Here is a 24,679-nt window from a genome sequence, read left to right as displayed (position 1 = left end):
GCGCGAACTTCTCGCGGGTGAGCGGGAAGCGCGCGATGGACGTGCCGAACTGCTTGCGCTCCTGGGCAAACCTCAGCGCGTTCTCGAGTTGGAGCTTCATCCCCCCGAGCACCGCCGCGCCCAGCTTGAGCCGGCCGTAGTTGAGGATGTTGAAAGCGATCTTGTGCCCACGGCCAATCTCCCCCAGCACGTTCTCCACCGGGACTCGCGCGTCCTCGAAGAAGAGCGGGCACGTGGAGGAGCCGCGGATGCCCATCTTGTGCTCCTCGGGCCCCACCGTGAACCCGGGCGTGTCCCGCTCCACGATGAAGCCCGTGAATCGGTCCCCGTCCACCTTGGCGAAGACCACGTACACGTCCGCGAAGGCCGCGTTGGTGATGTAGAGCTTGGAGCCGTTGAGGATGTAGTGCAGGCCATCCGGCGACAGCACCGCCTTCGTCTTCGCACCCAGCGCGTCGCTGCCACTGCCCTGCTCCGTCAGGGCGTACGCGGCCACCCACTCACCGGTGGCCAGCTTGGGCAGGTACTTCGCCTTCTGCGCCTCGTTGCCGAACCAGACGATGGGCAGCGTGCCAATGCCCGTGTGTGCGCTGAACGTGACAGACCAGGAGGACATCAGGCTCATGGCCTCGGCGATCAACAGGGAGGTCGTCTTGTCCAGCCCGAGCCCCCCGTAGGCCTCCGGGATGTCAATCATCAGCAGGCCCAGCTCGCCCGCGCGGCGAAGCAGCTCCCGCAGCAGCGCGTTGTCCTTGGACTCGATGCGCTTGGCCTGGGGGAGCACCTGCTCACGGCTGAACTGCAGCGCTGTCTTCAAGTACAGGCGCTGCTCCTCCGTGAACAGCTCCGGGGTCATGATGCGCCGCGAGCCCACCTCCTCGAGGAGGAAGGCACCTCCCGCAGGCAGCTCGGCGGACTGCGAAGTCTCGACAACGGCATCCATCTGGTACCTCCCCAGGGCGCGCGCACCCCCGCCTGCACGCAGGGAAAACTGGCCGTGCAGGCAAGGTATGGCGCGACGCGCCATGCCGGTAGTGGGCGCCAGGCAGCAGGGCCCTCGCCCCTATTCCTGCCTCAGCGTCGGGGAGGGTTGGGGTAGATCAGACAGAGCGTGTCGAACAGGGGCTCGCCCGGCGCGGTGTACACGCCGCTCAGCGCCCGGGCCGCCTGCGCCAGCTCCGTGCCGAACGAGGGCACCAGGCAGATGTCCTCGGCCGTCTTGAAGCGCCCCTTGAGCCGCGCCAGCCCCTTGCGCAGCGTGGCGATGTCCTGCTTGCCACCTCGCACGGGGACAGAGGGCCCGTTGGGATCTCCCCCTGGCAGCTTCCCCACGCTGGTGCTCAGCTCGAAGCCATCCGAGCGCTGGATGATGCGCAGCTTGCCGGGCGCCACCTCCGCCAGCCACGCGCGGAAGCCCTCCTCGTCCCTCAGCACGAGCCGATAGGCCACCGCCGCATCCGGGTGCCTCAGCCACACCTCACTCGCCGAGTCCCTCAGCGCCTCCAGCAGCTCGGAGGTCTGCGCGAAGAAGGTGTCCGCGTCCGGCACCACCAGCACGACCTTCCCCTTCACCCCCTCGGCCAGCCGCGCGATCTCTCCGGGCCGGGCCGGCGAGAAGCGCTCCTCGCCGAACCGCACTGCCTCCCCCGCCAGCTCCAGCCTCAGCGCCAACGCCGGTACCTCCTCGCCGTACACCTGCGCGGGCGTGACGTGGAACAGGGAGTCCTCCCCTCCTCCCGCGTCCGTCGGGTCGGCGGCAAGCGGGGCCAGCGGTGGGGGCGCCAGCGACGTGAGCGGCTCGGCTGGCTTCTCCTCCCGGCACCCGGCCGCCAGCACCAGCGCCGCCAGGAGCACCCCTGGCCCCGGCCTCCTCATGGAGCCGTCTTCTCCACGGTCGGCGCAGGCGCAGGCGCGGAGAACGCCGCGGAGACACAGGCGGCGTCGGCAAGTCCGTTCTTCACGGCGTGCCCGGCGGCCTCGCTCGCCTCCTTGAAGAGGACCATGTCCGCGAAGCGGCTCGTGTCCTCGGTGCGGCCCGCGTCCCGGATGTAGATGGCCTTCACCCGCTGGGGGAACTCCTCGCGGATCTGCTCGTAGATCTCCGGATCCTTCTCTCCCGAGTCCCCCACCAGCACCACCGGATGGGGGAACTGGCCCAGCAGCCGGCGGATGGCGGGCTGCTTGTAGTTGGACAGCGTCCCCGGGCCGAGATCCCTCAGGTACATCCCGAACGACGGGAAGCCATGCCGGCTGAGGAAGGTGTGCACACGCGGCACGTACTGGACGGGCGAGCCGCTCACCAGGGCGAACGCTGGCGCCCCCGGGGTCTTCATGCACCCATAGAAGGCCGCCATGCCGGGCACCACCTCCTGCGTGTCCGAGTCCTTCAGGAGCGCGGACTCCATCAGCTTCGCCGGCTTCACCACCTGGGTGATGGCCAGCGTGTCATCGAAGTCGGAGATGACCAGGAACGGGGCGGTGTCAGGCACGACCTCCACTCGCACCCGGGCGCTCGCGCCGACCACCTTCACCTCCGCCAGGGAGAACCCTGTGGGGAACGTGGCGCCCTGGCGCGGCTGGAGATTCACCTCGAAGTTCCCATCGTCCCCGCTCGTCACGGTGGTGGTCAGGCCCTGGAAGGCGATCTCGACCTTCGCTCCCTCCCAGTTGGGCGCGGCGAGCCGGCGCAGGTTGCGCGAGAACACAGAGCTGCCGCGGGAGGGGGCCTCCTTCAGCACTCGGCCCTGGAGGAACACCCCGTCGGGCCGTCCCAAGGCTGGGAAGAGCAGGAGGGCGGGGCCCGCCAGCGCGGCAGAGGAGACGAGCAGCAGGGCTACAGCAAGGAAGCGGGCAGGCGAGTTCAAGCGAGATCTCTCAGGACAGGACGGTCAGGTTCGCATGATAGCTTCTGCCGGCTCCGCGCGAAGGCATGCAGTGAGGCGAGCGCTGAGCGGAGCCTGCCGCAAGGAGCCGAGACGAAACGTGCTGCTGCCCGCCGGGGGACAGGAGTTCGGTAAGTACCTGCTGCTCGACCGCATCGCGGTGGGCGGGATGTCGGAGATCTATCTCGCGCGCATGACGGCCGCGGCCGGGGTGACCAAGCAGGTGGTCATCAAGAAGATCCTCCCCTCCTTCGCCGGCAACCCCGCCTTCGTCTCCATGTTCATCAACGAGGCGCGCATCGCCGCGGGCCTGAGCCACGGCAACATCTCCCAGGTCTTCGACTTCGGCGAGGTGGACGGCGAGTACTACCTCGCCCTGGAGTGGGTGCACGGCCAGCCACTGTCCAAGGTGCTGCGGCGGGCCAGGGACAAGGATCTGCCGGTGCTCCCGGTGCCGCTGGCCCTGCAGGTCGCCACAGAGATGCTCCGGGGCCTGGCGTACGCCCACAACCGGCTCGACGAGAGCGGACGGCCGCTCAACATCGTCCACCGGGACGTCAGCCCCCAGAACGTCCTGCTCGGCTACGAGGGCCAGGTCAAGCTGGTGGACTTCGGCATCGCCCGGGCGCGGCTGGCCAGCAGTGGCGAGACAGAGGCCACGGCAGCCCAGGGCAAGTACCTCTACTTCGCGCCGGAGCAGGCGCTGGGCCGCGAGCTGGATGCGCGCGCGGACATCTTCGCCGCGGGCGTGGTGCTCTACGAGCTGCTCTGCGGGCAGCTTCCCTGGCAGGGGGAGCGGATGGAGGTGCTGCAGCGCATCGCCCGCGGCGACTTCTCGCCCCCGCGCGCCGTCAACCCGGGCTTGCCCCCCGAGCTGGAGCGCATCCTGCTCACCGCCATGGCGGTGGAGCGAGAGCGTCGCTACCCCTCGGCGGAGGCCTTCGGCGAGGCGCTGGAGACGTACCTGCACACCGCGGTGCCGGACTTCCCCGCCAGCGCCCTGTCCCACTTGATGGGCTACCTCTTCGAGTCGGAGCTGGTGGCGGAGGGGCGCCCGGTGCGGCTCCCTCCGGAATTCCTGGCCCAGCTCGAGCAGTGGGGCCGGCTGCTGCCGGTGGAGCCGCCTCGCCCCCGCACCACCCCTCGCTCGCTGCCGGCCCTGCCAGCTCTTCCGGAGAGCCCGGAGCCTCCGCGCAAGCGGCTGTCGCCCGCCTCCTTCGTGCTGTTCGGCACTCCCGTGGTCGCCGCGCTCCTGGCCTCCGTGCTCATCCTCACGGGAGAAGACACCAAGACGTTCTCGGTGGAGCTCACCTCCACGCCCCAGGGCGCCTCGGTCTGGGTGGACGGGCTGCTCCTCATGGATCACACCCCCACCACCATCCCCCTGCCCGCGGATCGCGAGCACCTGATCGAAGTGCACGCCATCGGCATGGAGTCCTGGAGCCAGCGCGTCCGCGCCGACGAGGGTGCCACCCTGGCCGTCCGCGCCAACCTCCGCCCCGAGAGCCCGCGAGCTGCCCGGCAGTCCCTCACGGCCGGCTCCGCTCCCGTCCCGGCCTCGCAGGTGCCCCATGAGGGGACCTTCCCCCTGCCCACCTTCGAGGTACGGGCGGCACAGCATGCCTTCCTCGTCCCTCCCTCCTCCGCGGCGCGGCTGCGCCTGGATCCCTCGCGGACCTACTCTCTGCGCACCGAGGGCACCCTGGTGCAGGGGCTGGCCTCGGGGGCCGCCCTCGACACCGTCGTCTACTACCTGGAGGGCGGCGCGGCGCTCCCGGCCCGGAAGTCCTTCGGCCTGCTGGGTCCCCAGGAGCTGCGGGTGAGCAACGCCTTCGCGCTCTACCTCTTCGTGCCGGAGACCTCCAGGCAGGGCCCCACGGGCAGCCTCCAGGTGCACGTGCGCGAGACGGCGAGCGGCACCGGCGCCACCGTGATGGTGGACGCTCGCAAGCACGCGCTGTCGCCCCGCCCCGAGGAGAGCTTCACCCTGCGCGGGCTGGATCCCTCCGCCACCTATCAGGTGCGCCTGCGCGACATGGGCCGGCCCGCGCGCACCCGGGGCATCCAGGCAGAGGCGGTGGGCCGCGTCCTCGTCCTCCAGGACGGCGGGTGCGGCGCGGAGGAGGGCCAGCCGTGGAAGCCCGGGCCCGCACGGGTGGTGGAGCTGGGCCAGGCCACCCGCTTCACCGGCGTGTCCTGGCTGCGCTTCACCTTCCCGGACGAGGATCTGGAGGACAACGCCGGTGCGCTCTCCGTGGAGGTCGTCCCCATGGCCGGCCCTCACCCCCGGGGCTGCTGACCCCTGGGAGGCGTGTGGCTCCCTGTAGCAATGTGGAGCATTCTGTAGCCGAAAAATTGATCACCCGAGCGCCTTCCCTACCCTGTCGTGCATGAGGCCCGCCTCCGGCGGGTGCGACTGGGAGGCATCACATGAAGAAGTGGCTCACGCTCATGGTGCTCGGGACGGCGGTGGCGGCAGCGGGGTGGTCCTCGCAGGCAGCCCTGCAACCGGCCCAGGAGCCGACCGATGCTGAGGTCGAGGCCCGGGTGGACGCCCGGCTGCATGAGGTGATGCAAGAAGTGCTGGCAGGCCACCGTTCGGAAGAAAGCACGGCGGCAATCGGCCGGTAATGTCGTAGCGTGCGGCGCTGCGCGGTGCTACGACCGGCGTCTGCGCTCGTTGCTCTCGCCCACGAGGGGGACATGCCAGAAGGACTCCAGCTCGCGGTTGGTAACCGGGTGGTGTACCCCAACCAAGGGGTCTGCCTCGTCACGGCCATTGACGTGAAGGAGGTCGCCGGCCAGAAGCTGACCTTCGTCACCATGCGCCGGGAAGAAGATGGCGCGGTGGTGATGGTGCCTCAGGCCAAGGTGACCGCCATTGGTGTGCGCAAGGTGGCCTCGGCCGAGGAGGTATCGGAGATCTACTCGTTCCTCCGCTCGGACAGCGACAAGGCCGACCTGGACTGGAAGCAGCGCGCCCGCACCAATGTGGACCGGATGACCCAGGGAGGGATCCTCGGGCTGGCCGAGGTGGTGAAGGGCCTGCAGGTGCTCAGCGAGCTGCGGCCGCTGCCCACCAAGGAGCGCGAGCTCTACGACAACGCGCGCCACCTGCTGGTGTCCGAGGTGGCCGCCGCGCTCAACATCCCCGAGGTCAACGCCGAGGACTCGGTGGACCTCGTCCTCTTCCCGCCGGGCCGCGAGCGGCCCAAGCGCACCGCGGCCGAGTTCAAGCCGCGGGGCGAGGGGGACGAGGAGGATCTGGGGCTGGATGGGTCCCTGCTGGGGCTCGACGGCGACCTGGAGCTGCCACCGGACGAGGAGGAGGCCCCAGCCGAGGAGGAGGAGGCTGGCGGCGAGGAGGGCTCCGAGGAAGAGGGCGACGAGGAGGCTCCCGCGGCTAGCAAGAAGGCCGCGAAGGCCGAGCCCTCTGAGGAGGGAGCGGAGGGAGAGGCCCCGAAGCGCAAGCGCGGTCGTCCTCCCAAGCCGAAGCCCGAGGGTGAGGCCGCGGCTGCTCCGGCGGTGCCGAAGAAGCGGGGCCGTCCGCCCAAGCCGAAGCCCGAGGGTGAGGCTGCGGCGCCCGCGGCTCCGAAGAAGCGCGGCCGTCCTCCGAAGAAGAAGCCCGAGGGTGAGACCGAGTAAGTAGCGCCGGCCGCATGGCGGGCACGTACCCGCCGGGCGAGGACCTTGCCGCCGAGGTGATGCTCCGTGATTCGCGTGGTGACGCTGGACTCGTACGATGACAAGCAGCTGGCCAAGTTCAGCCGGACGCTCTACACGGCGTTCGGCGTGGGCAGCGAGCACTCCGGCCAGTTCGAGCTGCCCGCGGGCCTGCCCGAGCCGTTGGACGCCGAAAAGGTGCTGGACGCGGTGAAGGGCATACGGGCCTACAAGGACGACAAGGTGCTCTACCTGACATCCCGGAAGCTGAAGGATCGGGAGCTGCCAAGCGGCACGGCGCCGACGAATGGCTTCGCGCGGTTCGGCAAGGACAAGGCGATCATCACCAGCCACGGGTACAAGGATCTGGAGGTGGGGTACAAGCCGGTGGCCCGGCACGCGCTCCACCAGCTGGGCCACCTGTGGGAGCTGCACCACTGCCTGGATCCGCGGTGCTCGATGTATCCACCGTGGACGCCCTCGTTCGCCGCGGGCGAGGCCACCTTCTGCACCTTCTGCCGCGAGAAGAGCGAGCAGAAGATCCGCCTTGCGAAGTCCTAGGTCCTTCCTCCAAGCGCTCCCCCTGATCGGGCTCGGGGTGTTCGTCCTCGTTGCTCTGCTGTGCCTGCTCTTCTACGCGCGGCTGCCAGGACGGCTCCCCTCGGCGGCGGACTATGGCGCGGTCAGCGAACGGCTGAAGGCGGAGCAGCGCCCGGGGGACGTGGTGCTCCTCTTCCCCTGGTGGACAGAGCGCGCCCGGCTGTACCTGCCGCCCGAGGTACCGGTGGTCGGCTACTTCGGCTCGGACCGTGACAACCTGACGGCTCACCCGCGCATCTGGGTGCTGGGCCAGCCGCAGCTGCCAGGGACGGGCGAGGAGGGCTTCCGCAAGGCCTTCCTCCCGGGCCGCACCACAGTCGGGCAGCCCTTCCAGGCGGGGAACCTCACGCTCACGCTCTACACGAATGGCCGCTACCGGCCGCACCGCTTCGTCGCCTCTGAAGCGTACGCCCGCGCCCGCGTCTACGTGGAGTCTCCAGACGGCACACGGCGGCCCTGCCCCTTCGATGGCCGAGCCCACCGCTGCCAGGGGCCTTCACACCTCTACGTGGCCCCGGAGTGGCATGAGCTCTACTACGAGCCACGCCGCTGCCTGTGGATGCACCCTCCCGGCGGCCCGGACCGGCTGGTCGTGGAGCTCGACGGGGTGCCGAGCGGGATGGGGCTCCGGCTCGAGGGAGGCATCACCTTCGAGAACACCTTCAACCGCTCCCACTTGAGCAACATCCACATGGGCGTGGACGATGCGAAGAGCGGTGAGCGGCTGCTGGACGTGGTGGTGCCGCAGGGCGTGCCGGGAGTGCAGAAGGCGGAGCGCTCGCTCCCGCCGGGCGAGCCGCGCACGGTGAAGATCTGGTCCCAGGCGACCAACCCGGAGCTGCGCCACCTGTGCCTGGACGTGGTCGCGCTCGGGGCTCCTGGGGAGGGTGCGTGATGGGGGGGCGGCCCGCGACCCGCGAGGAGCGGCTCATCGCCGTGGGGCTGTGGGCGCTGGCCTTCATCGCCTTCCTGCTCGTCGAGCGCGCCGTGGGCTTTGTGCGCGATGAGGGCATCTACTTCACCGCCGCGGAGAGCTACGCGGGCTGGTTCCGGCGCCTCTTCACGCAGCCCATGACGGCCCTGAAGGACGCGGCCATCGTCGGCGCGTGGGACGTCAACCACGAGCACCCAGCGCTGATGAAGGAGCTCTTCGGGCTGTCGCACCTGCTGTTCCACCAGACCCTGGGATGGCTGCGCCCGGCGACGGCCTTCCGGCTGCCCGCGCTGGCGATGGCGGCGCTGGTGCCGGCGCTCACCTTCCTGCTGGGCAGCGCCGTCTTCGGGCGCGCCGCGGGCCTCTTCGCCGCCCTCTCCTTCCTGCTCGTGCCGCGCCACCTCTTCAACGCGGAGCTGGCGTGCTTCGACATGCCGGTGGCGGCGATGTGGCTGCTCGTCGTCTACACCTTCTGGCGGGCGATGGAGTCCCGGCGCTGGGGCCTGGTGTGCGGAGTGGCCTTCGGGCTGGCCATCTGCACCAAGCACAACGCGCTCTTCCTGCCCTTCGTGCTCGTCCCCTTCGCCCTGTGGCGCGCGTGGCAGGAGAGCAAGGCCGTGCCCGCGGCGCGCGACGGGGCCTGGCGCTTCGTGGGCCTGTTCGCCGCGGTGACGGTGCTCTACCTGCTGCTCTTCGTGGCCCTGGGCCCGGCGGGCTTCCAGCGGAAGTTCATCCTCCTAAGCCCGCACACCCTGCTCTTCGTGGGGCTGGCCGTGGGCACCTTCTGGGTGCTGCGCGAGCTGTACCGCGTGCACGAGCCCACCGCGCGGGCCCTGCTCCCGGTGGCGACCATGGCGGTGCTCGGGCCGATCCTCTTCTACCTGCACTGGCCCTACCTCTGGCACCACCCGGTGGAGCGGGTGGCCTGGTACCTGACCTTCCACGCCCGGCACGATCACTACGCCTGGTTCTACCTGGGCGACCTCATGCGCAGCCCACCATTCCCGCTGGGCTACGTGGTGATGAAGACGGCGCTCACGGTGCCCACGAGCCTCTTCGTGCCCATGGTGCTCGGCTGGCTCACGGTGGTGGGCCGCGCGCTGCTGAGCCTCCCGCCGCGCACGCGCGAGTGGGTCCGCCGTCCCAGCATCACCGAGCTGCTCGTGGGGGTGAACGCGGTGGCGTCCATCGCCATCATCAGCCACCCCCGGGTGCCGCACTTCGGCGGGGTGAAGCACTGGCTGCCCTCCATGCCCTTCCTGGGCATCCTCGCGGGGATGGCGGTGGTGAGCGGCTGCGCGGCGCTGGTGGAGCAGCTGCGAGCCCGCCGCCCCACCCTGCCCTTCGCGGCGGTGGCGGTGCCCGTGTTCGCGCTGCTCATGGCGCCGGCGCTCCTCGGGCTGGTGCGCGTGTGGCCATATGGGACGGCCTTCTACTCGGAGCTGGCGGGAGGCGTTCCGGGAGCGGCCTCGCTGGGCATGCAGCGCCAGTTCTGGTCCAGCCACGTGACGGGCGTGCTGCCGTGGATCAACGAGCACGCGAAGCCCCACGCGCGCGTCTACCTGCACGAGGTGACGGGCTACTCGTTCCAGCACTACCAGGACAATGGGATGCTGCGGCGGGATCTGCAGGCGGCGTGGAGCCCGTCAGATGCCGACATCGTCGCCTACCAGTACCACCAGGAGTTCCGCGAGCACGAGCTCAACGTCTGGCAGGCGTTCGGCACGCGCACGCCGGCGACGGGGCTCTACCTGGACGAGACGCCACAGATTGTCGTCTACCAACGTCCTTGAGAGGACAGCTCCTCGGCCAACGTTCGCCAGGAGACGCAGCCAACTCCCTTGGGGGCAACGTCCAGGGTAGGCTGAACCCGGAAGTTCCACACCTCAGGGAGGGGCACATGACGCGGTGGCTATGGGCCGTGGCGGTGGTGGCGCTGGGTGCTGGCTGTACCAAGGACAGCAAGGGGCCGTCATCTCGCGCGGAGCTCCGCAAGGTGAGCGGCACCACGATGGAGATCGTCCCCAACGAGGGGCAGCTCCCTTACTGCCTGGTCTACACGGTGTCGCAGAAGGGCATCATCCGGCAGCTCACGATGACGCGGGAGAACCGCTCCCTCAAGTGCGATGCGGGCCGGCCCGTGGCCAACACGAGCTTCCGGGTGCCGGCGCAGGAAGGGCCGGTGAAGGTCTACATCATCTTCTCGGATCAGCGCGTCCAGGCAGGCTCGGTGGCGCAGCAGCTCTTCGAGCTCCAGGGCCGGGAGCGGCTGACGGGCATGGACTTCCGCCTACCCGGCCAGGCCTTCGTGGAGATGTTGGAGTTCTCCCCCGAGGCGGGTGAAGCGCCCATCACCGGCGGCGTCGTGACTCCCGCCGGTGAGGTGGCGGAAGGCGCGAACGGTGCCGCTGGAGCCGCTGACCCGGAGGGCTCCGAGGAGATGATGGGTGGCGCCCCGGAAGAGGTGGATGGCGGCACGCCTCCGGGCGACGCTGGCACCTGAGGGAGGCGCCGAGCGCCAAACAGGGCTCCAGCGCCCCTCGCCTCTCAGAAGTTACCGGGTGTGTGGGCACCGCGAGACGTGGTAGCCGTCCGCGCCATGCCCCCGAGGTGAGGCAAAGACATGAGTCGAGTCCTAGAGGACCTGCTGGCGCTGCTCGAGCTTGAGCCCATTGAAGAGAACCTGTTCCGCGGACGCAGCCAGGATCTCGGCTTCCGGCGGTTGTTCGGCGGCCAGGTGCTGGGCCAGGCGCTGTCGGCCGCCAGCAAGACGGTGGTGTCCGACCGTCATGTGCACTCGCTGCACAGCTACTTCCTGCGCACCGGGGATGTGAGCCTGCCCGTGGTCTACACGGTGGACCGCGTGCGCGACGGCGGCAGCTTCACCACCCGGCGCGTGGTGGCCGTCCAGAAGGGGCAGCCCATCTTCACGATGATGGCGTCCTTCCAGGGCGAGGAGCCTGGCGTCTCCCACCAGGCGCCGATGCCCCAGGTCCCTGGACCGGAGGGGCTGCCCACGGACATCGACCTGCTGCGCCGGCACGCCGACCGCATGCCCGAGCGGGTGCGCGAGAAGTTCCTGGGCGACAAGCCCATCGAGATGCGGCCCGTGGCGCCCAGGGATCTGTTCGCGCCCTCCCCCATCGAGCCCACCAAGTACGTGTGGTTCCGGGCCAACGGCGAGCTGCCGGAGGATCCGCAGGTGCACAGGTACGTGCTGGCCTACGCCTCGGACTTCAACCTCATCAGCACGGGGCTGTTGCCGCATGGCCTGAGCGTCATGCAGCCGGACTTGCAGATCGCCAGCCTCGATCACGCGCTCTGGTTCCACGGCAGCCTGCGCATGAACGACTGGCTCCTGTACGCCATGGAGAGCCCCTGGGCGGGCAACGCGCGCGCCCTGGCGCACGGGCGGATCTTCACCCGCGACGGCCGCCTGGTGGCCTCCGTGTCCCAGGAAGGCCTCGTCCGCCAGCGCGCGCCTGAGAAGTGACGCTCAGCTGATCCGGAAGGGCTCCTCGATGAGGGCGGGCTCGGTGGCCTTCGGATCGTCGGGCTCGTACGCGGGCGCATAGGGCCCCGCGTGCGTCTTCTTCCACTTCCGCGGCACGCGCTCGACTCCCACGGGGAAGAGGGTGAGGCTGCCGTCCGGGTCAATGCGCAGGCGCAGGAAGTTCTTCCAGTCCGGCAGCGCCAGGGATCCAAACGCCTCGTTCGAGTGGGCCAGGAAGCCGTTGACGCTGATCCAGAGGTAGGTGCCCGTCACGAAGGGCCCCACGAGGAAGCCGAGCGCGAAGGTCAGGAGCGTGTTCAGCAAGAACTTGCCGGCCAGGTGCAGCCACCCCGCCGTGCAGGTGAGCCCATTGGGCGCCAGCTCCGGGCAGAGGCCCAGCACGGTGACGGTGAAGTAGGTAGCCCCCCAGGCACAGAAGAAGGCGGCCGTGATGTGGGCCATCCCGTGCAGCCCGCCCGCGAGCAGCCGCCATCGGCCAAACGCCACATCCGCGAAGGCGGCCATGCCCCCCAGGGTGGCCACGCCCAGCACGAGCGACAGCGGCCGCAGCACCATGGCGTGCCCCACCGCGGCCAGCACCTCCAGGATCCGTGAGAGCCCCAGGTGGCCCACCTCCGAGTAGGCCGCCAGCGCCAGCAGCAGGTACAGCGTGCCGGTGATGAGCCCGAAGAGAGGGCTGTAGCGGATGAGCAGGAGGTTCTTGCGCGCCAGCTTTCGGGAGGTCTTCTCGTCCGGGAAGCTCTTCTTCTCCACGTAGCCGTCCAGCAGCTCCTTCGCTGGGGGGGCATGGGTGGGGTGCAGGAAGGCGCCCCCACCGCCCGCGGTGATCTTCTGCCGCCCCTCGGGATCCTCGTGGCGCCGGTAGTGGTGGAGATCCCCCGCGATGAACACGCTGATGCGCTTGCCGAGCACCTTCTCCTGCAGGTACTCGAGGTTGCTCTCCAGGTAGCCTCGGCTGCGCTTGCCAGCAGTGGCGCGGACCCATGCGGGCTCCGCGTTGCAGAGGATGACGCGGTCCTTCGGCCCCATGAGCGCCGCCACCGAGCGGAAGTACTCCACCTGGGGCACATCGATGTCGTTGTCGAGTTGGACGTCCGTGCCCAGCAGCCACCAGTCCTGCGGCAGCTTGAGGGCGAAGTAGCTGCGGCTCTGGCGCGTGCGCCGGCCCGCCACCCAACGGTGGGCGCAGAACAGACGGATGAAGGACGACAGTCCGTCGTACCAGTCGTGGTTGCCGGGAATGACGAACAGGTCCGGGCTTGGCGGGTGCGAGCGGCGCATGGCCGCCTCGTAGGGCTGGATCAGCCGCTCCTCATAGGTGTCCCGGCTGGCTCCGGGGTAGACCTCGTCTCCTCCGAAGATAAGGACCCGTCCCCGCTGGGTGGCGTAGCGCTTCCCGCCCGGAGTCCCTGTCTCCAGCGTCGGCAGGGCCAGCAGCCGGGCGATGCAGTAGGTGGGGTCCCAGCCGTCCCCGGTGTCCGCGACGTAGTCCAGCCAGAAGCTGCCCTCCCCGTCCTCGACCTGCGAGTAGTCGAAGTAAGGCTCCTGGGGCCGCACCACGGACTCAACGAGCCGCTGATCAGCGCGGGCCCCGAACACGGCCGCGACGATGGCGTCCATGCTGGTGCGGATGAACTGCGCGGGATGGAGCCAGCGCACCATGCCCGCGTGGCGCTGGGGGTTTGTAGCGGTACCGCTCTCCGGAGTCGTCACAGGGGTTTGAACGTCACCCAGCACCGCCCAGGGGTCAATCCCCTGACGGGTAGCCTGAGCTTGCCGACAGCAGAACCTACTGTAGGAGCATCGACGCCGCCCCTTCAGGGCGCGCAGGTGCCATCCAGCGCCGTGCCTGAAGCGCCCTCGCAGTGCTCGCTCTCACAGTCCCGGTCGGCAAAGCACGTGCTCCCGTCCTCACGACGTGGCACGCACGTCCCGTAGCGATCACCCTCGGCAAAGTGGTTGGAGCACGTGAGCGACTGCGCACACTCAGCAGCCACCGTGCAGGGCTCATCCCTCTCGCGGAGGGGGTAATCACACACCCCCGAGGCTGCAGGGCCCTCGTCCCTAACCGGCCTGGCACAGATAAACCCGCTGGCGCAGTCCGAGTCCCTGCCGCAGCGCTCGCCCAGGCTGGTACCGCAGCCAGCGAGCAGGGCCGCCAAGGCCGCCAGCCACCCCCACAGCCTGACGCGCCTCACAGCGTTGCCTCCACCGCGAGCACCACGGAGCGTCCAGCCTCTTCCACGCCGGATCCATGCGTCCGGTAGGTGGAGTCCAGGAGGTTCTGCAGCGTGCCGGACAGGCGCCAATGCGGGCTCCACTGCACTCCCGCACGCAGGTGGAACCCGACAAAACCCGGTGTGCCTTGGCACTCGGGGACTTCCGCGCAGGTACGCACGTCGAGCCGGTCCGCCGCGGACAGCTCGTGCTGCGCGAGCGCCCAGCGGGCCACCGCCTCGAAGAAAAGGGCCTCCCTCGGAGCCAGGGTGATCCGGACCAGCCCGTTGAGGGGTGGGGTCCGGGAGAGCGGCTCGAGGATGAGCGGCTCGCCTGGCACGGTGAGATCACGCCGCCTCTGGCGGGTGAGGGTCCATGTGGCGTGGCTGGCCAGGGTGAGCTCAGGGAGGGCCCGGAAGACCACGGCTCCCTCCAGCGCGTGGATCCGGGCGCTGTCCCGGTTCTGACGGGCGAGGTAGGGAACACTCTCGGGAGTCCGCGTCTCGCCGATGAGGGTCGTGGGCACGTTCCCTACCAGTCCCCGGATCACGGTGTATGCGTAGAAGAGCTCGGCGCTAAAGTCCTCGCGCCGGGCGCGCAAGCCGAGCTCCCCCGTGTAGGACTGCTCGGTCCGCAGATCCCGCCCGGGGATGAGGAAGCCAGGCCCTTCAGCTCCCAGGCGCAGGTAGTCATCGATGTTCGGCGCCCGGAACCCCGAGCCCAGGTTGGCGAGGAGCGAGAGCCCCGGAGCGAGCCGGTGCTGGACTCCGAGCTCCGCCGCCACGCCCACGGCGCTCACCGTGTCCTCTGCCAACACCGGAGGTGGCGAGACAGCGGAGGCGAACAGCTCCGCAAGCCGCGAGTCCTCTGGCAGGTGAGTGCGGTGGAGCTGCAGGCGACCGCCCAGGTGCCAGGAGAAGGGGGCCCGCTCGTCACTCGCCAGCAGGCCAAACAGCCCCGCGGAGAGCGCCGTGGGTGCCCCCGGATAGCGGGCATCCTCCGCTCGGAGGACAAAGCGCTCCTGCTCCGACAGCGGGCTGCGCGCGGCGCTGCTCGTCGCCCGATCGTGGAAGAGATCCAGGCCCATGATGAGCGAGGGCCGCAGCGGCAGAAGCTCGATGGGTGAGAGCTCGCCTTCGGCCCGCAGGCCCAGCGTCCACACATTGGCCGCGTCGCGCTCGACGCGATCGCGGGTGACGCGGAAGCGGTCAACCTGTTCACTCTGGCGGTGAGCACTCAACTCCACCGTCCAGCGCCGCAGCAGCCCGTCGGCGGCGCGGGAGCGCTCCAGCCGCCCTTGGAAGAAATCCCGCTGCTGCTGGGTGAAGCGGCGGAAGTCCCCAGGGACCGAGCGATCCAGCCGCGGCGCATCGAACTGCCGCACTCCTTGGTACTGGACGGCAAGCTGCATGCTCGGAGTCACCCGGTGGCGCAGCTTGAGCGCGACATCGCCCTCCTCGTAGGCCGTGTAGCGCTGCCGCCCCACGAGTGCTCCGCCTCGCACATCATTGAAGTCCCGCAGCGTCACCCCGACGGCCACGGCCGTGTTCATCAGCGAGAGGCCCGCCCGCACATGCCCCTGAAGGCTCTGGTCCGCGCTGCCTGCCTGGGCCCGGAGCTGTCCCACCGGCGTCGGCTCCGATGAGAAGCGGGGCCAGAACGTTCGCACGTTGACCACGCCACCGAGCGCGTCGGAGCCATGGAGCACGGAGCCTGGACCGCGCACGAGCTCAATCTGTTCAATGAGGAACGGATCCACTGTATTGAGGTACTGGTTGGGCCCGGAGCGCACCGTGGCATTGTTCAAGCGCACGCCGTCAACCAGCAGCAGGAGGTGCTGCCCATAGAGTCCCCGGACGATGGGAGCCCCCCCGGCGGGGTTCGTCTTCTGGAGGAAGACGCCTTCCTGCTCGGCGAGCGCCTCGGGAGTGGTGCGCGCCGGTCTGCGCGCGAGCTCCTCCCGGCTGACGACCGTCACCGCCCGTGGCGCCTCCTCGGCCCGGCGAGGCGTGTGTGTCGCCGTCACCACCGTCTCGGCCTGTGGGCTCTCGGCAGGAGCTTCGTCCGTGACAGGCGGAGGCGCCGGTAGAACCTGGGACGCGTGCGCAGGCGGTTGGGCGAAGAGCACGAGGAGCACGACTCGTCGGGACACTCGAAGTTTCACGCAATCGGTATAGCAACCGGAGGCGACACCGCTTCCCCTCGCCCAGGCAACGCGGTTACCTATCCACTCGAACCCCAATGAGCCCTCCCATCCGATTCCTGCTCTACCCGACCAATGGCGTCGTTCGGGAGCACGTGCGGGCCGATCTCTTTGGCAGGGTGCTCTCCCAGCGGCTGGGGCGGCCCGTCATCGTCGAGGTGGCTCGTACCTACGAGGAGGTGGTTCAGGAGCTGGCAGCGGGCCGGGTGGACATGGCCTGGGCCACCGCCGAGCAGTGCGACCAGTTCGAGCCTCAGGCGCGCGCCGTGCTTCGCGCAGTCCGGGCCGGCCGCTGGCACTACCATGCCGCCCTCGTCTGCCGGGCTGACGCGCCCCTGACCCTGGAGCGACTGAGAGGCACACGCGCCGCCTGGGTGGCGCCCCTCTCCACGGGAGGCTACCTGCTGCCCAGGCGCTACCTGGAGACGCAGGGGCTGTCTCCCTCGGAGCTCTTCTCCGAGCAGCGCTTCTACGGGAGCTATCGCAAGGCCCTGCTCGTGGTGCTCTCGGGGGAAGCGGACTTCACGGCCCAATACACGACCCACCCGGACGAGCACACCATCCGCGCCCACATGGCTGACCGCATCGGTGCCGACGAGTGCCGGCTCAAGTGCTTCGCCGTCTCCGGCCCTACCCTCTCCGATGGAATCATCCTCACCTCCCGCCTGGCGGAGGAGGACGCCGCCGTCCTGATCTCCGTGCTCACCGGGATGCTCCATGACGGCAGCGGGATGGAGCCGCTGCTCGGCCTGTTCAACATCGAGGGGTTCGCCCTCGTGCAGGGTACTGGGCAGGTGCAGTCCCAGCCCCTGCCCACCTCCCACTCCGTGGAGCACGTCGTGGTGGAGCTGGACGCTCGAGGATGTTGCCAGCACTTGTGGTCCTCGACCGGCAGGGCCTTTGGCCAGGCAGTCCATGAGGCGGGCGGGCGCACGCTGAGGGAGGTGCTCCCCACGGAAGCAGCGGAGCGTCTGGAGACGCTGGCACGAGCCGTCCAGATCAGCGGTGTGGGCGGCCGGCACGAATACCTCATGGAGCTCGAGGGCAAGACGCACCTGTACGCCGTCCAGGCCATGCCCCGTCCGGCCTCTTCCGGGGAGGTGTCGCGAGGGATCTCCCTGCTGGTGCGCGACATCACCGAGTCGAGCTCGCTGGACGGCGAGGTGTACCGGCTGGCCTCGTTCCCGCTCCTCCACCCCGATCCCATGATGGAGCTGGAGCTGGGCGGCACCCTGCGCTACGCCAACCCCACCGCGCATGCCGCCTTCCCGGACCTGCTGGCGCAGGGTCCTGGCCACCCGCTGGTGGAGACCGCGCTCGCGTCCATCCAGCGAGCCGTGCCCAACGAAGCGCCCCCGGTGGTGCACCTGGCGGGCCGCTACTGGGAGCTGGCGATCACCGCCATGCAGGACAACGAGAACCTCCGGGTCTTCGCCAAGGACGTGACGGCGCGCAAGCAGGTGGAGTCGAGCCTGATGCACGCCGATCGCATGGCCTCCCTGGGCTCGCTGGCGGCGCGAGTGGGCCACCAGATGAACAACCCTCTGGCCTGGCTGATGGCCAACCTCTCCTTCGCGCGCGAGGAGGTGGCCCGGCTCCAGGAGCACCTCACCACCGGCAAGGGAGACATGGCTCGCTCGGAGATCGATGAGATCCTCAACGCGCTGGGCGAGGCCCTGGAGGGCGCGGAGGGGCTGAAGACGATCGTCCAGGATCTGCACGTGCTCACGCGTGAGCCGGCTCGGTACCGGGCGCGGGTGAGCGTGCATGCGGTGCTGGAGAACACCCTGAAGCTGATCCGGGGCGAGCTGCGCCACCGCGCCCGGCTGGAGAAGGACTTCCAGCCCGTACCGCCCGTGGAGACGGACGAGGCGCGGCTCGGGCAGGTGTTCCTCAACCTGGTGCTCCACGCGGTGCAGGCCATGTCCGAGCAGGGCGAGGCGCGCAACGTGCTGCGCGTGGCCACCCGCACCGGTTCGGCGGGGGAGGTGGTCATCGAGATCCAGGACACCGGCGCGGGGATGACAGCCGAGGTGCTCGCGCGCCTCTTCGAGCCCTCCTTCACCGCCCTGCCCAGCAGCGTGGGCATGGGACTGTCGGTGAGCCACGCCATCGTCCTGAGCCTGGGAGGCTCCTTGAGCGCGGAGAGCCAGGCCGGCGTAGGCACCCGCTTCACCGTCACCCTCCCGCTGGCGGGAAGCCCGGACGTCAGCCGTCCGCCTCGAGAGTAAGTCCTCTCCGTGGACAAATTACGACTTCGAGAGCACTCCTGCCTCGCGTCAGCTCACTCCCTACTGGGTTGATTGCCTTCATCTGGAAGCCGGTGATCGGCCTTGCCTGCATCTGGAGTGGACGCGATGGAGGCAGGCGCGACGAGTGGCCCGACGATGACTCCCCCATCCTGTGCGAAGACTCCCCCATCCTGTGGAGATTCGTAGGGCTCCATATCCAGGATGCGCCGGAGGATCTGGCCACTGCTGCTGATGGCATAACTGGCTCCAGTATCCAAGGAAATGTATTGCATCCCGCAGAGCTCAGGGTCCTCATCAACCCTGACGAAGATGATGTTTCCTTGACGGATGATGCGATAGCGCAGTGCCTGTTGGCTGGCCCAGCAAGGCTGTTTCTCTTTGGTGGGCGGTCGAAAGTCATTAGCGACGAGCACAACAGCTCTTAAAAGCGAACCATCCAGCTCATACGGCTTTTCATCGCTCCCAATGACAACAGGCGCATGACCAAAGAATTGCGGGAAGACAATGGATCTGTCGTCTCCTCGAGGCACTGGGGGTAGGCCGGGAGCGAGTGGGCAGCCGACGAGCATGACTGTTGCTGCAAGAGAGAAAAGTCTCGCGCTCATTTTCTAGCCGCCTGGCTCAAAGTCGAACTCGGTTTCGCTCTTCCACGTCACCGTACCCACCTTCTCTCCGCTCCAGGCTCCCTGTTCATCAGGAGTCCACCTCACGACGTCAGTGCTTCCCCATGTGTATTCAAAAAAACCATCACATGAGGGAGACGTGGGCTCATACGAGTTCGCGAAAAACGCAACGACGCCGACTGGAATCCGCCCCTCATGTGTCTCCATGAATCTGCCATGGATCTTGGCCGCGGCGACGACAGCGCGGATATCCTTCAGGGAGATATGAGTAGGTGCAGCCGGATGATTGTGAAGGACGTAGAGGTGCTTGAGCGCGTGTTGTGGATAGCGCCTGTCGTGCACGAAAGCCGGGATCCTGCATCCACGCTCCCCATGGCTGTCTGGTGGCACGGCATCCGAGCTCTCCATGAGCATGCTCATCTCATAAGTTTCCTGAGGTGTATGGTAGAGCCATGCGCAGTATTCTGTTGAGACACGCCATCTCACGGCAAAATTCTGGTCGTCCCTACGGCCTGCCGTGGCGCGGGGTTGAGACAGGATCAGCGGGCATGCCTCCATGAGCGCATCCCGATAGGAAGTGAAGGGACCAAAGTCTGGCATGGGCCCCTCGATGCTCAGTGGAAAGGAGTCAGGGGTGAAGCGCACGACTCCTGGCGGGGGCTTGGCCGGGGCGCAGGCCATCAGCGCGGCAATGAGGAGTGCTGGCAGGAATCTCGCTCTAGGAGTCATGCTGGGCAGATAGCGGCGGGTTCCTCCGCCACGAGCAGTCGGTGTCGATGCACCTCTTATGACGAAGAGGCCATGCGTCCCTGGCACCTCCATGTCGTGGATGATGTCTTCGGGGAAAACCGCCAACCCTCGAGACGAATCCTTTCATTCTCCCGAGGGCAGTATCTTAGTAGTTCTCAGCCTGAGGAAAGAACCCGGATGGCACAGCACCCTAGGGCCCATCATCGCGGAAGGTTTCGCGGAGACCACCCCGGAAGCCCTCCAGGTGCTCGTGGACAAACGGCCCGGTGTGCACTCATGATCCGCCTCGCGGAAAAGTTCAGTGCGGCACGCAACCTACACGCGACTACCCACGATAACCTAGTCGTACACACCCTCACATCTGGAGTCCGCGCCATGGCCACGAGAGTTTCCGAGAGATTTCAGCCAGTTAGCTCTCGGCAGGAGCCTCTCACGGCCCAGCAGAACCGCGCGACGGGAGCGGCAGCGCAGCCGCCCAGCCCGGAGGCCCAGGCCTCCCCGTGGGCGAATGACCGGTTCGAGAGCACTCCCGCCTCCCGTCAGCACGTGGCACTCAGCGGCGCTCCGCTGCCCCAGAGCCCCCGTGCCGCCACCCCGGCCGCAGGTGCTCCCATCAGCCAGAGCGTCACCCCTCGCGCTCCCATCCAGGACAACCAGACCGTCACCTCCACCCTGTCCTTCTCCGGGGACGCGACGGTGGACTCGCTGAAGCTCGACCTGGACCTCCAGCACTCCTACCGCGGCGATCTCGTCGTCTCGCTGACCAGCCCCTCGGGCAAGAGCGCCGTCATCTCCGACAAGCAGGGCGGCAGCGCGGACGATCTCAAGGGCTCCTTCGACCTCTCCGCCTTCGCGGGCGAGCAGGCCGCCGGCACCTGGACGCTCACCGTGAAGGACACGGCCCGCCAGGACACCGGCACGCTCAACAGCTGGGGGCTGACCATCACCCCCAAGGGCGAGCAGCCGCCTCCTCCCGCCTCGGATGACTCGGATCCGATGAAGCACATCACGTACCTGGCCTCGGACGAGCTGGCAGGCCGGGACAGCCCCTCGGATGGCCTGAGCGCCGCCTCGGCCTACGTCCAGGAGTTCGCCAAGAAGTACGGCCTGAGCGGCCCCAACACCCACAACCCGAGCAACCCGTACCAGCAGCCGTTCCAGGTGTTCTCCTTCGCAGGCGAGGCTCGCGGGGGCGCGCAGGGTGCCGCGAGTGAGCACGCGGAGCACAAGGAGTTCGGCCACCAGATCTTCGACGAGGGCTTCTACCTGAACGAGGGCATGCCCACGGAGACCCGGGAGCTGCTCACCCGCAAGTACGAGGAGACGGTGAAGGCCGCCGGCGCGCCGCTGGCGCCACGGTCGGGGCCGATGAGCGTGGAGCAGCTGCGACAGGTGTCCGACGCGGGCCCCATGGCGCAGAACACCATGGCGCTGCTGCCGGGCACCGGGCCGAACAAGGACGAGGTCATCGTGGTGATGGCCCACCTGGATCACGTCGGCACGGGCCGCGGCGGGGTCGTCTTCAACGGCGCGGACGACAACGCCTCGGGGAGCGGGGTGCTGATGGCCTCCATCCCGGAGCTCGTCGAGGCACAGAAGCGCGGCGAGCTGGATCGCTCGGTGCTGTTCCTGTGGACGGGGGCCGAGGAGAAGGGGCTGGTTGGCTCGCAGTACTTCGTGGACAACCCCATTCCTGGCCTGGGGCTGAAGGAGATCACCGGCGTCATCAACATGGACATGGTGGGCCGGTGGGATGACCAGCGGCTCTCGCTCATCGACACCAACTCGCGCGGCCAGGCCACCTACTTCCGGGACGTCGTGGGCCAGGCGAACCAGCAGATGGCCGATCCGTTCGACAAGCTCAACCAGGACATCAACCAGTACCGCGACCGGCAGGACGGCGCCGTCTTCACTCGCAAGGGCGAGGACGTGCTCTTCATGTTCGAGGGGCTCTCCAACCCCAACGGCGGCGGCGGCCTGATCCCGGAGTACCACCAGCCGGAAGATGACATCGACAAGATCATCCGTGACAACGGCGGCAACAAGCCACGCCGGGTGAAGGACCTGATGATCAACGTCATCAAGCTGGCCTCCCAGCAGCAGGCGCCGGGCGCGGCCAGCTTCGAGTGGTAGGAGCGCGGTCCTCGGCCACTTCCTGAATGCCCCAGGCCGAGGGCTTCACGTCACGAACGTGGCGCTACGGCGCCACCCCGATGAGCCGTCAGACCGGTGTCACCCGAAGCCGAGGCCGCCTTCCGCCTCGACATGCCTCGCCTGCCTGCCTGCTCTGGCGCGGCCTCCACGTGCCCGGTGTCCTCCACTGATCTCGGAGACGAGCGCAAGAGGGAGGAGGTGATCCCGGTTCAACAGAGAACCGCGTGGATCTCTCCGAGCCGCCTACCTCCCAACACAGTGCGCTCGCGCGGGGTTGCGGCCTTGCACGGGGGAAACAACTTTTCCCTCCCGCTCCCGATGGGAGCGAATTCCTGGCTTGAGGACCTCCCGGAGTGCTGGCGCCTTGGGGGGCTCAAACGGGTGTGCCGAGGTCTGTTCATAGGGGGTATGCCAGATGACTCTGAGATCCGTGGGGAGAGGCTTCTTGCTGGTCGCTGCGCTGTCAGCGCTGGCCTGTGGTGACACCTCTGGGGAAGCAGCGCTCGAGCCTGCGCTGCCCGCCATGAGCGCGTCCCACCAGCCAGTGAACAGCACCAACAAGGTGCTGATCCTGGGCAGCAGCGTGAACGGCGGAGCCACCAGTCGCGAGGCCCTGGCCGTGCGGGCCAACCATCCCACCACTCAGATCGACGTGGTGACGCCAGAGCAGTGGCGAGCGATGACGGCCGCGCAGTTCAAGGCGTACCGCGCCCTCATCATCGGCGATGCGTCGTGCCAGAACGGGGCGGCGGCGTTCCAGGCGGCCGTGGACAACCGCACCATCTGGGGTGCCATCGTCGATGGCGACGTGGCTGTCCTCAGCACCGACCCGACCACCAACACCACGCCCCAGCTGGTGGAGAACGCGATCGAGTTCGTCCTCAACTCGGCGCAGCGGCGTACCGGCATGTACATCGCGCTGGGCTGTGCCTACCAGAGCGCAACTCCCAACACCCCGGTCCCGCTGCTGGAGCCGTTCGGCACCTTCAAGGTGCAGGGAGTGCCAGGCTGCGCCGACTCCGGGCACATGATCCAGATGCACAACGGTCTGCTCTCGAGCTCCATCACCGACTCGATGCTCCGAGGCGCTGGGTGCGTGGCACGCTCGGTGTTCACCACCTACCCGGAGCGTAACTTCTCGTTCGCAGCGCTGGCGATGAGCTCCACGGGAGGAAGGATCCCCGGCGAGCGTCCCTATCCGGACTTCGAAGCGAGCCGGGACTTCGTCGGCACGCCCTACGCCCTCGTGCACGGCGCCGAGCCGCTGGGGGCCGGCTGCGGCGGCGACCCCGATCGCGTCCCGTCGTTCCAGGAGTGCGACATGGGTGACAGCCTCAATGGCCAGGCCGCGTTCAAGGGTCAGCGGGCAGAGCAGACCTGCTCGTACTCATGCCGCAACCACTGGTGTGGCGATGGTGAGGTGAACAGGAACTCTGGCGAAGAGTGCGATGAGGGAGTCGACAACGGCCGCAAGACAGACGGCTCCCTCGGCACGTGCACCTCGTTCTGCAAGATCCCCAACCTCCCGCGGTCCGGCAGCCCGCCGACGGCGCTCTGTCAGGACGTGACGGTGGTGGCGGAGTACTCCTGCAGCCAGGATGCCGGCATCGACCGCGGCTCCTATGATCAGGACAACGATCTGGTGGGCTGCACGCAGAGCCCGACAGGCCCGTACGCCATCGGCAACACGACGGTGACGCTGACGTGCACGGACCGGGCAGGCCAGTCCTCCTCATGCACGGGCATTGTCACGGTGGTGGATCACGTGCCGCCGACGGTGGCCCTCAACGGTCCGGCGAGCCAGTCGCTGGAGTGCGTGGCGGGTGCCAGGTACGACGACCCGGGGGCCACCGCGAGCGACGTGTGCCAGGGCCCGCTGCCCTCCGTGACGACCGGCTCGGTGAACCTGGGCGTCCCCGCCACCTACTCGCTGAGCTACGGGGCCACGGACGCATCCGGCAACGCGGCCACGCCCGTGACGAGGACGGTGACCGTGTCCGACACCCTGGCACCTCAGCTCCAGGTGCGCCCCGGGCCGTCCGTCATCGAGTGCAACGGCGCGCCCTATATAGACCCGGGCGCCACGGCCAACGACATCTGCGCCGGTGATCTGACCGCGCGCATCACCTCCACCAGCGACCTCGACCCATCCCGCCCTGGCCAGTACACCGTCTCCTACCGCGTGGTGGACCCTGCGGGCCACGTCGCCACCGCGGTACGTCCGCTCACGGTGGGGCCCTGCGGCACCTGCCTGGATCTCCACCTGGGCGACTACAACCTGTTCCTCCTCGAGGACTACACCGGGGGCCACGATGTGGTGGGCAAGGTGGCCGCGGGCGGCAACATCACGATGACGAACTTCGCCGTGGGCACCGGGCTGGCGGACACGAACATCTCCAACACCCTGGTGGCCGGCGGCAACCTCACGCTCTCACGTGGCGCCGTCTGGGGGAACGCCTTCTACGGGGGCAGCTACAGCGCCGACCCGAGCGTCATCTACCCACGGGGCACCGTGGCGCGGGGCACGCCCATCGACTTCGCAGCCCGGTTCGCCGCGCTGCGCAGCCTGTCCTCGCAGCTGGCCAGCATGCCGGCCAACGGCTCGACGCGGCGCGAGAGCTGGGGAGGCATCATGCTGCGCGGCACGGGCGCGAGCATGAACGTCTTCGACGTGAGCGCCAGCGCCTTCACCGGTGCCAAGCTGCTGTCCATCCACGCGCCCGCTGGCGCCCTGGTGGTGGTCAACATCCGCGGCGCCTCGGCCACCTTCACCGGCTTCGGCATCCACTTCAGCGGCGGCATCGACCAGCACGGCGTGCTCTTCAACTTCGTGGACACCACCGCCATCAACGCCCAAGGCTTCGGCTTCTGGGGCACGGTGCTGGCA

General features: G+C 68.6%; 19 protein-coding genes. 11 read left to right on the top strand and 8 right to left on the bottom strand.

From position 1 onward, the window contains the following. From VD972_RS37745 to VD972_RS37735, 3 genes are all read right to left on the bottom strand, one after another. On the bottom strand, positions 1 to 943 hold a 943-nt coding region (locus VD972_RS37745), incomplete at its 3' end, for an acyl-CoA dehydrogenase family protein (RefSeq protein WP_324993670.1). 131 nt (positions 944 to 1,074) lie between these two features. Next, positions 1,075 to 1,875 (bottom strand): hypothetical protein, encoded by an 801-nt coding sequence (locus VD972_RS37740; RefSeq protein WP_324993669.1) that lies wholly within the window; start codon positions 1,873 to 1,875, stop codon positions 1,075 to 1,077. Further along, positions 1,872 to 2,864: an App1 family protein gene (locus VD972_RS37735; RefSeq protein WP_324993668.1), complete on the bottom strand. Its 993-nt coding sequence runs from the start codon at positions 2,862 to 2,864 to the stop codon at positions 1,872 to 1,874. The genes VD972_RS37740 and VD972_RS37735 overlap by 4 nt, the downstream gene beginning before the upstream one ends. Before the next feature lie 118 nt (positions 2,865 to 2,982). Between VD972_RS37735 and VD972_RS37730 the strand changes: the two genes are divergently transcribed. The 8 genes from VD972_RS37730 (at position 2,983) to tesB (ending at position 11,572) form a co-directional block, all read left to right on the top strand. Then, entirely contained in the window at positions 2,983 to 5,181 is a 2,199-nt protein-coding gene (locus VD972_RS37730) for a serine/threonine-protein kinase (protein WP_324993667.1), read from the top strand. A gap of 131 nt (positions 5,182 to 5,312) precedes the next feature. Next, a complete protein-coding gene (locus VD972_RS37725; RefSeq protein WP_324993666.1) occupies positions 5,313 to 5,513 on the top strand; it encodes a hypothetical protein in 201 nt (66 codons plus the stop codon). A gap of 72 nt (positions 5,514 to 5,585) precedes the next feature. Then, positions 5,586 to 6,527, top strand: a complete 942-nt coding sequence (locus tag VD972_RS37720; protein ID WP_324993665.1) for a CarD family transcriptional regulator — start codon at positions 5,586 to 5,588, stop codon at positions 6,525 to 6,527. Between the two features lie 66 nt (positions 6,528 to 6,593). Next, the gene (locus VD972_RS37715; RefSeq protein ID WP_324993664.1) at positions 6,594 to 7,106 is read left to right on the top strand and encodes a hypothetical protein; all 513 of its coding nucleotides are present in this window, start codon (positions 6,594 to 6,596) and stop codon (positions 7,104 to 7,106) included. Then, on the top strand, positions 7,093 to 8,040 hold the full coding sequence (locus VD972_RS37710; RefSeq protein ID WP_324993663.1) for a hypothetical protein: 948 nt from the start codon (positions 7,093 to 7,095) through the stop codon (positions 8,038 to 8,040). The genes VD972_RS37715 and VD972_RS37710 overlap by 14 nt, the downstream gene beginning before the upstream one ends. Continuing rightward, complete coding sequence (locus VD972_RS37705; protein WP_324993662.1) at positions 8,040 to 9,872, top strand: ArnT family glycosyltransferase; 1,833 nt, start codon at positions 8,040 to 8,042, stop codon at positions 9,870 to 9,872. The genes VD972_RS37710 and VD972_RS37705 overlap by 1 nt, the downstream gene beginning before the upstream one ends. A gap of 107 nt (positions 9,873 to 9,979) precedes the next feature. Then, on the top strand, positions 9,980 to 10,582 hold the full coding sequence (locus tag VD972_RS37700) for a hypothetical protein (protein ID WP_324993661.1): 603 nt from the start codon (positions 9,980 to 9,982) through the stop codon (positions 10,580 to 10,582). Positions 10,583 to 10,702: 120 nt separating this feature from the next. Further along, the gene (gene tesB / locus VD972_RS37695) at positions 10,703 to 11,572 is read left to right on the top strand and encodes an acyl-CoA thioesterase II (RefSeq protein ID WP_324993660.1); all 870 of its coding nucleotides are present in this window, start codon (positions 10,703 to 10,705) and stop codon (positions 11,570 to 11,572) included. Positions 11,573 to 11,575: 3 nt separating this feature from the next. Here tesB and VD972_RS37690 read toward each other — a convergent pair whose 3' ends face one another. From VD972_RS37690 to VD972_RS37680, 3 genes are all read right to left on the bottom strand, one after another. Further along, positions 11,576 to 13,255: a metallophosphoesterase gene (locus tag VD972_RS37690; RefSeq protein ID WP_324993671.1), complete on the bottom strand. Its 1,680-nt coding sequence runs from the start codon at positions 13,253 to 13,255 to the stop codon at positions 11,576 to 11,578. Positions 13,256 to 13,410: 155 nt separating this feature from the next. Further along, positions 13,411 to 13,791: a Dickkopf N-terminal cysteine-rich domain-containing protein gene (locus VD972_RS37685; protein WP_324993659.1), complete on the bottom strand. Its 381-nt coding sequence runs from the start codon at positions 13,789 to 13,791 to the stop codon at positions 13,411 to 13,413. Beyond that, positions 13,788 to 15,962, bottom strand: coding sequence for a TonB-dependent receptor plug domain-containing protein (locus tag VD972_RS37680; protein WP_324993658.1), 2,175 nt, complete (start codon positions 15,960 to 15,962; stop codon positions 13,788 to 13,790). Before VD972_RS37680 ends, VD972_RS37685 begins: the two co-directional genes overlap by 4 nt. A gap of 89 nt (positions 15,963 to 16,051) precedes the next feature. Between VD972_RS37680 and VD972_RS37675 the strand changes: the two genes are divergently transcribed. After that, positions 16,052 to 18,244 carry a PhnD/SsuA/transferrin family substrate-binding protein gene (locus VD972_RS37675; protein WP_324993657.1) on the top strand — a complete coding sequence of 731 codons (2,193 nt, stop codon included), beginning with the start codon at positions 16,052 to 16,054 and terminating at the stop codon, positions 18,242 to 18,244. 53 nt (positions 18,245 to 18,297) lie between these two features. Here the strand turns inward: VD972_RS37675 and VD972_RS37670 are convergent, their stop codons facing one another. Together VD972_RS37670 and VD972_RS37665 are read right to left on the bottom strand one after the other, a co-directional pair. Next, a complete protein-coding gene (locus tag VD972_RS37670; protein ID WP_324993656.1) occupies positions 18,298 to 18,870 on the bottom strand; it encodes a hypothetical protein in 573 nt (190 codons plus the stop codon). A gap of 3 nt (positions 18,871 to 18,873) precedes the next feature. Next, on the bottom strand, positions 18,874 to 19,308 hold the full coding sequence (locus VD972_RS37665; protein WP_324993655.1) for a hypothetical protein: 435 nt from the start codon (positions 19,306 to 19,308) through the stop codon (positions 18,874 to 18,876). A gap of 705 nt (positions 19,309 to 20,013) precedes the next feature. On the opposite strand from VD972_RS37665, the gene VD972_RS37660 reads away from it, so the two are divergent. Continuing rightward, entirely contained in the window at positions 20,014 to 21,771 is a 1,758-nt protein-coding gene (locus VD972_RS37660) for a M28 family peptidase (RefSeq protein WP_324993654.1), read from the top strand. A gap of 466 nt (positions 21,772 to 22,237) precedes the next feature. Continuing rightward, on the top strand, positions 22,238 to 24,679 hold a 2,442-nt coding region (locus tag VD972_RS37655; protein WP_324993653.1), incomplete at its 3' end, for a choice-of-anchor A family protein.

It is taken from the genome of Hyalangium sp. (genome assembly GCF_035629615.1).
Taxonomy (GTDB): Bacteria; Myxococcota; Myxococcia; order Myxococcales; family Myxococcaceae; genus Hyalangium.
Note: the sequence above shows the minus strand (reverse complement) of the source record. Positions and strands in the feature narration are given on the sequence as shown.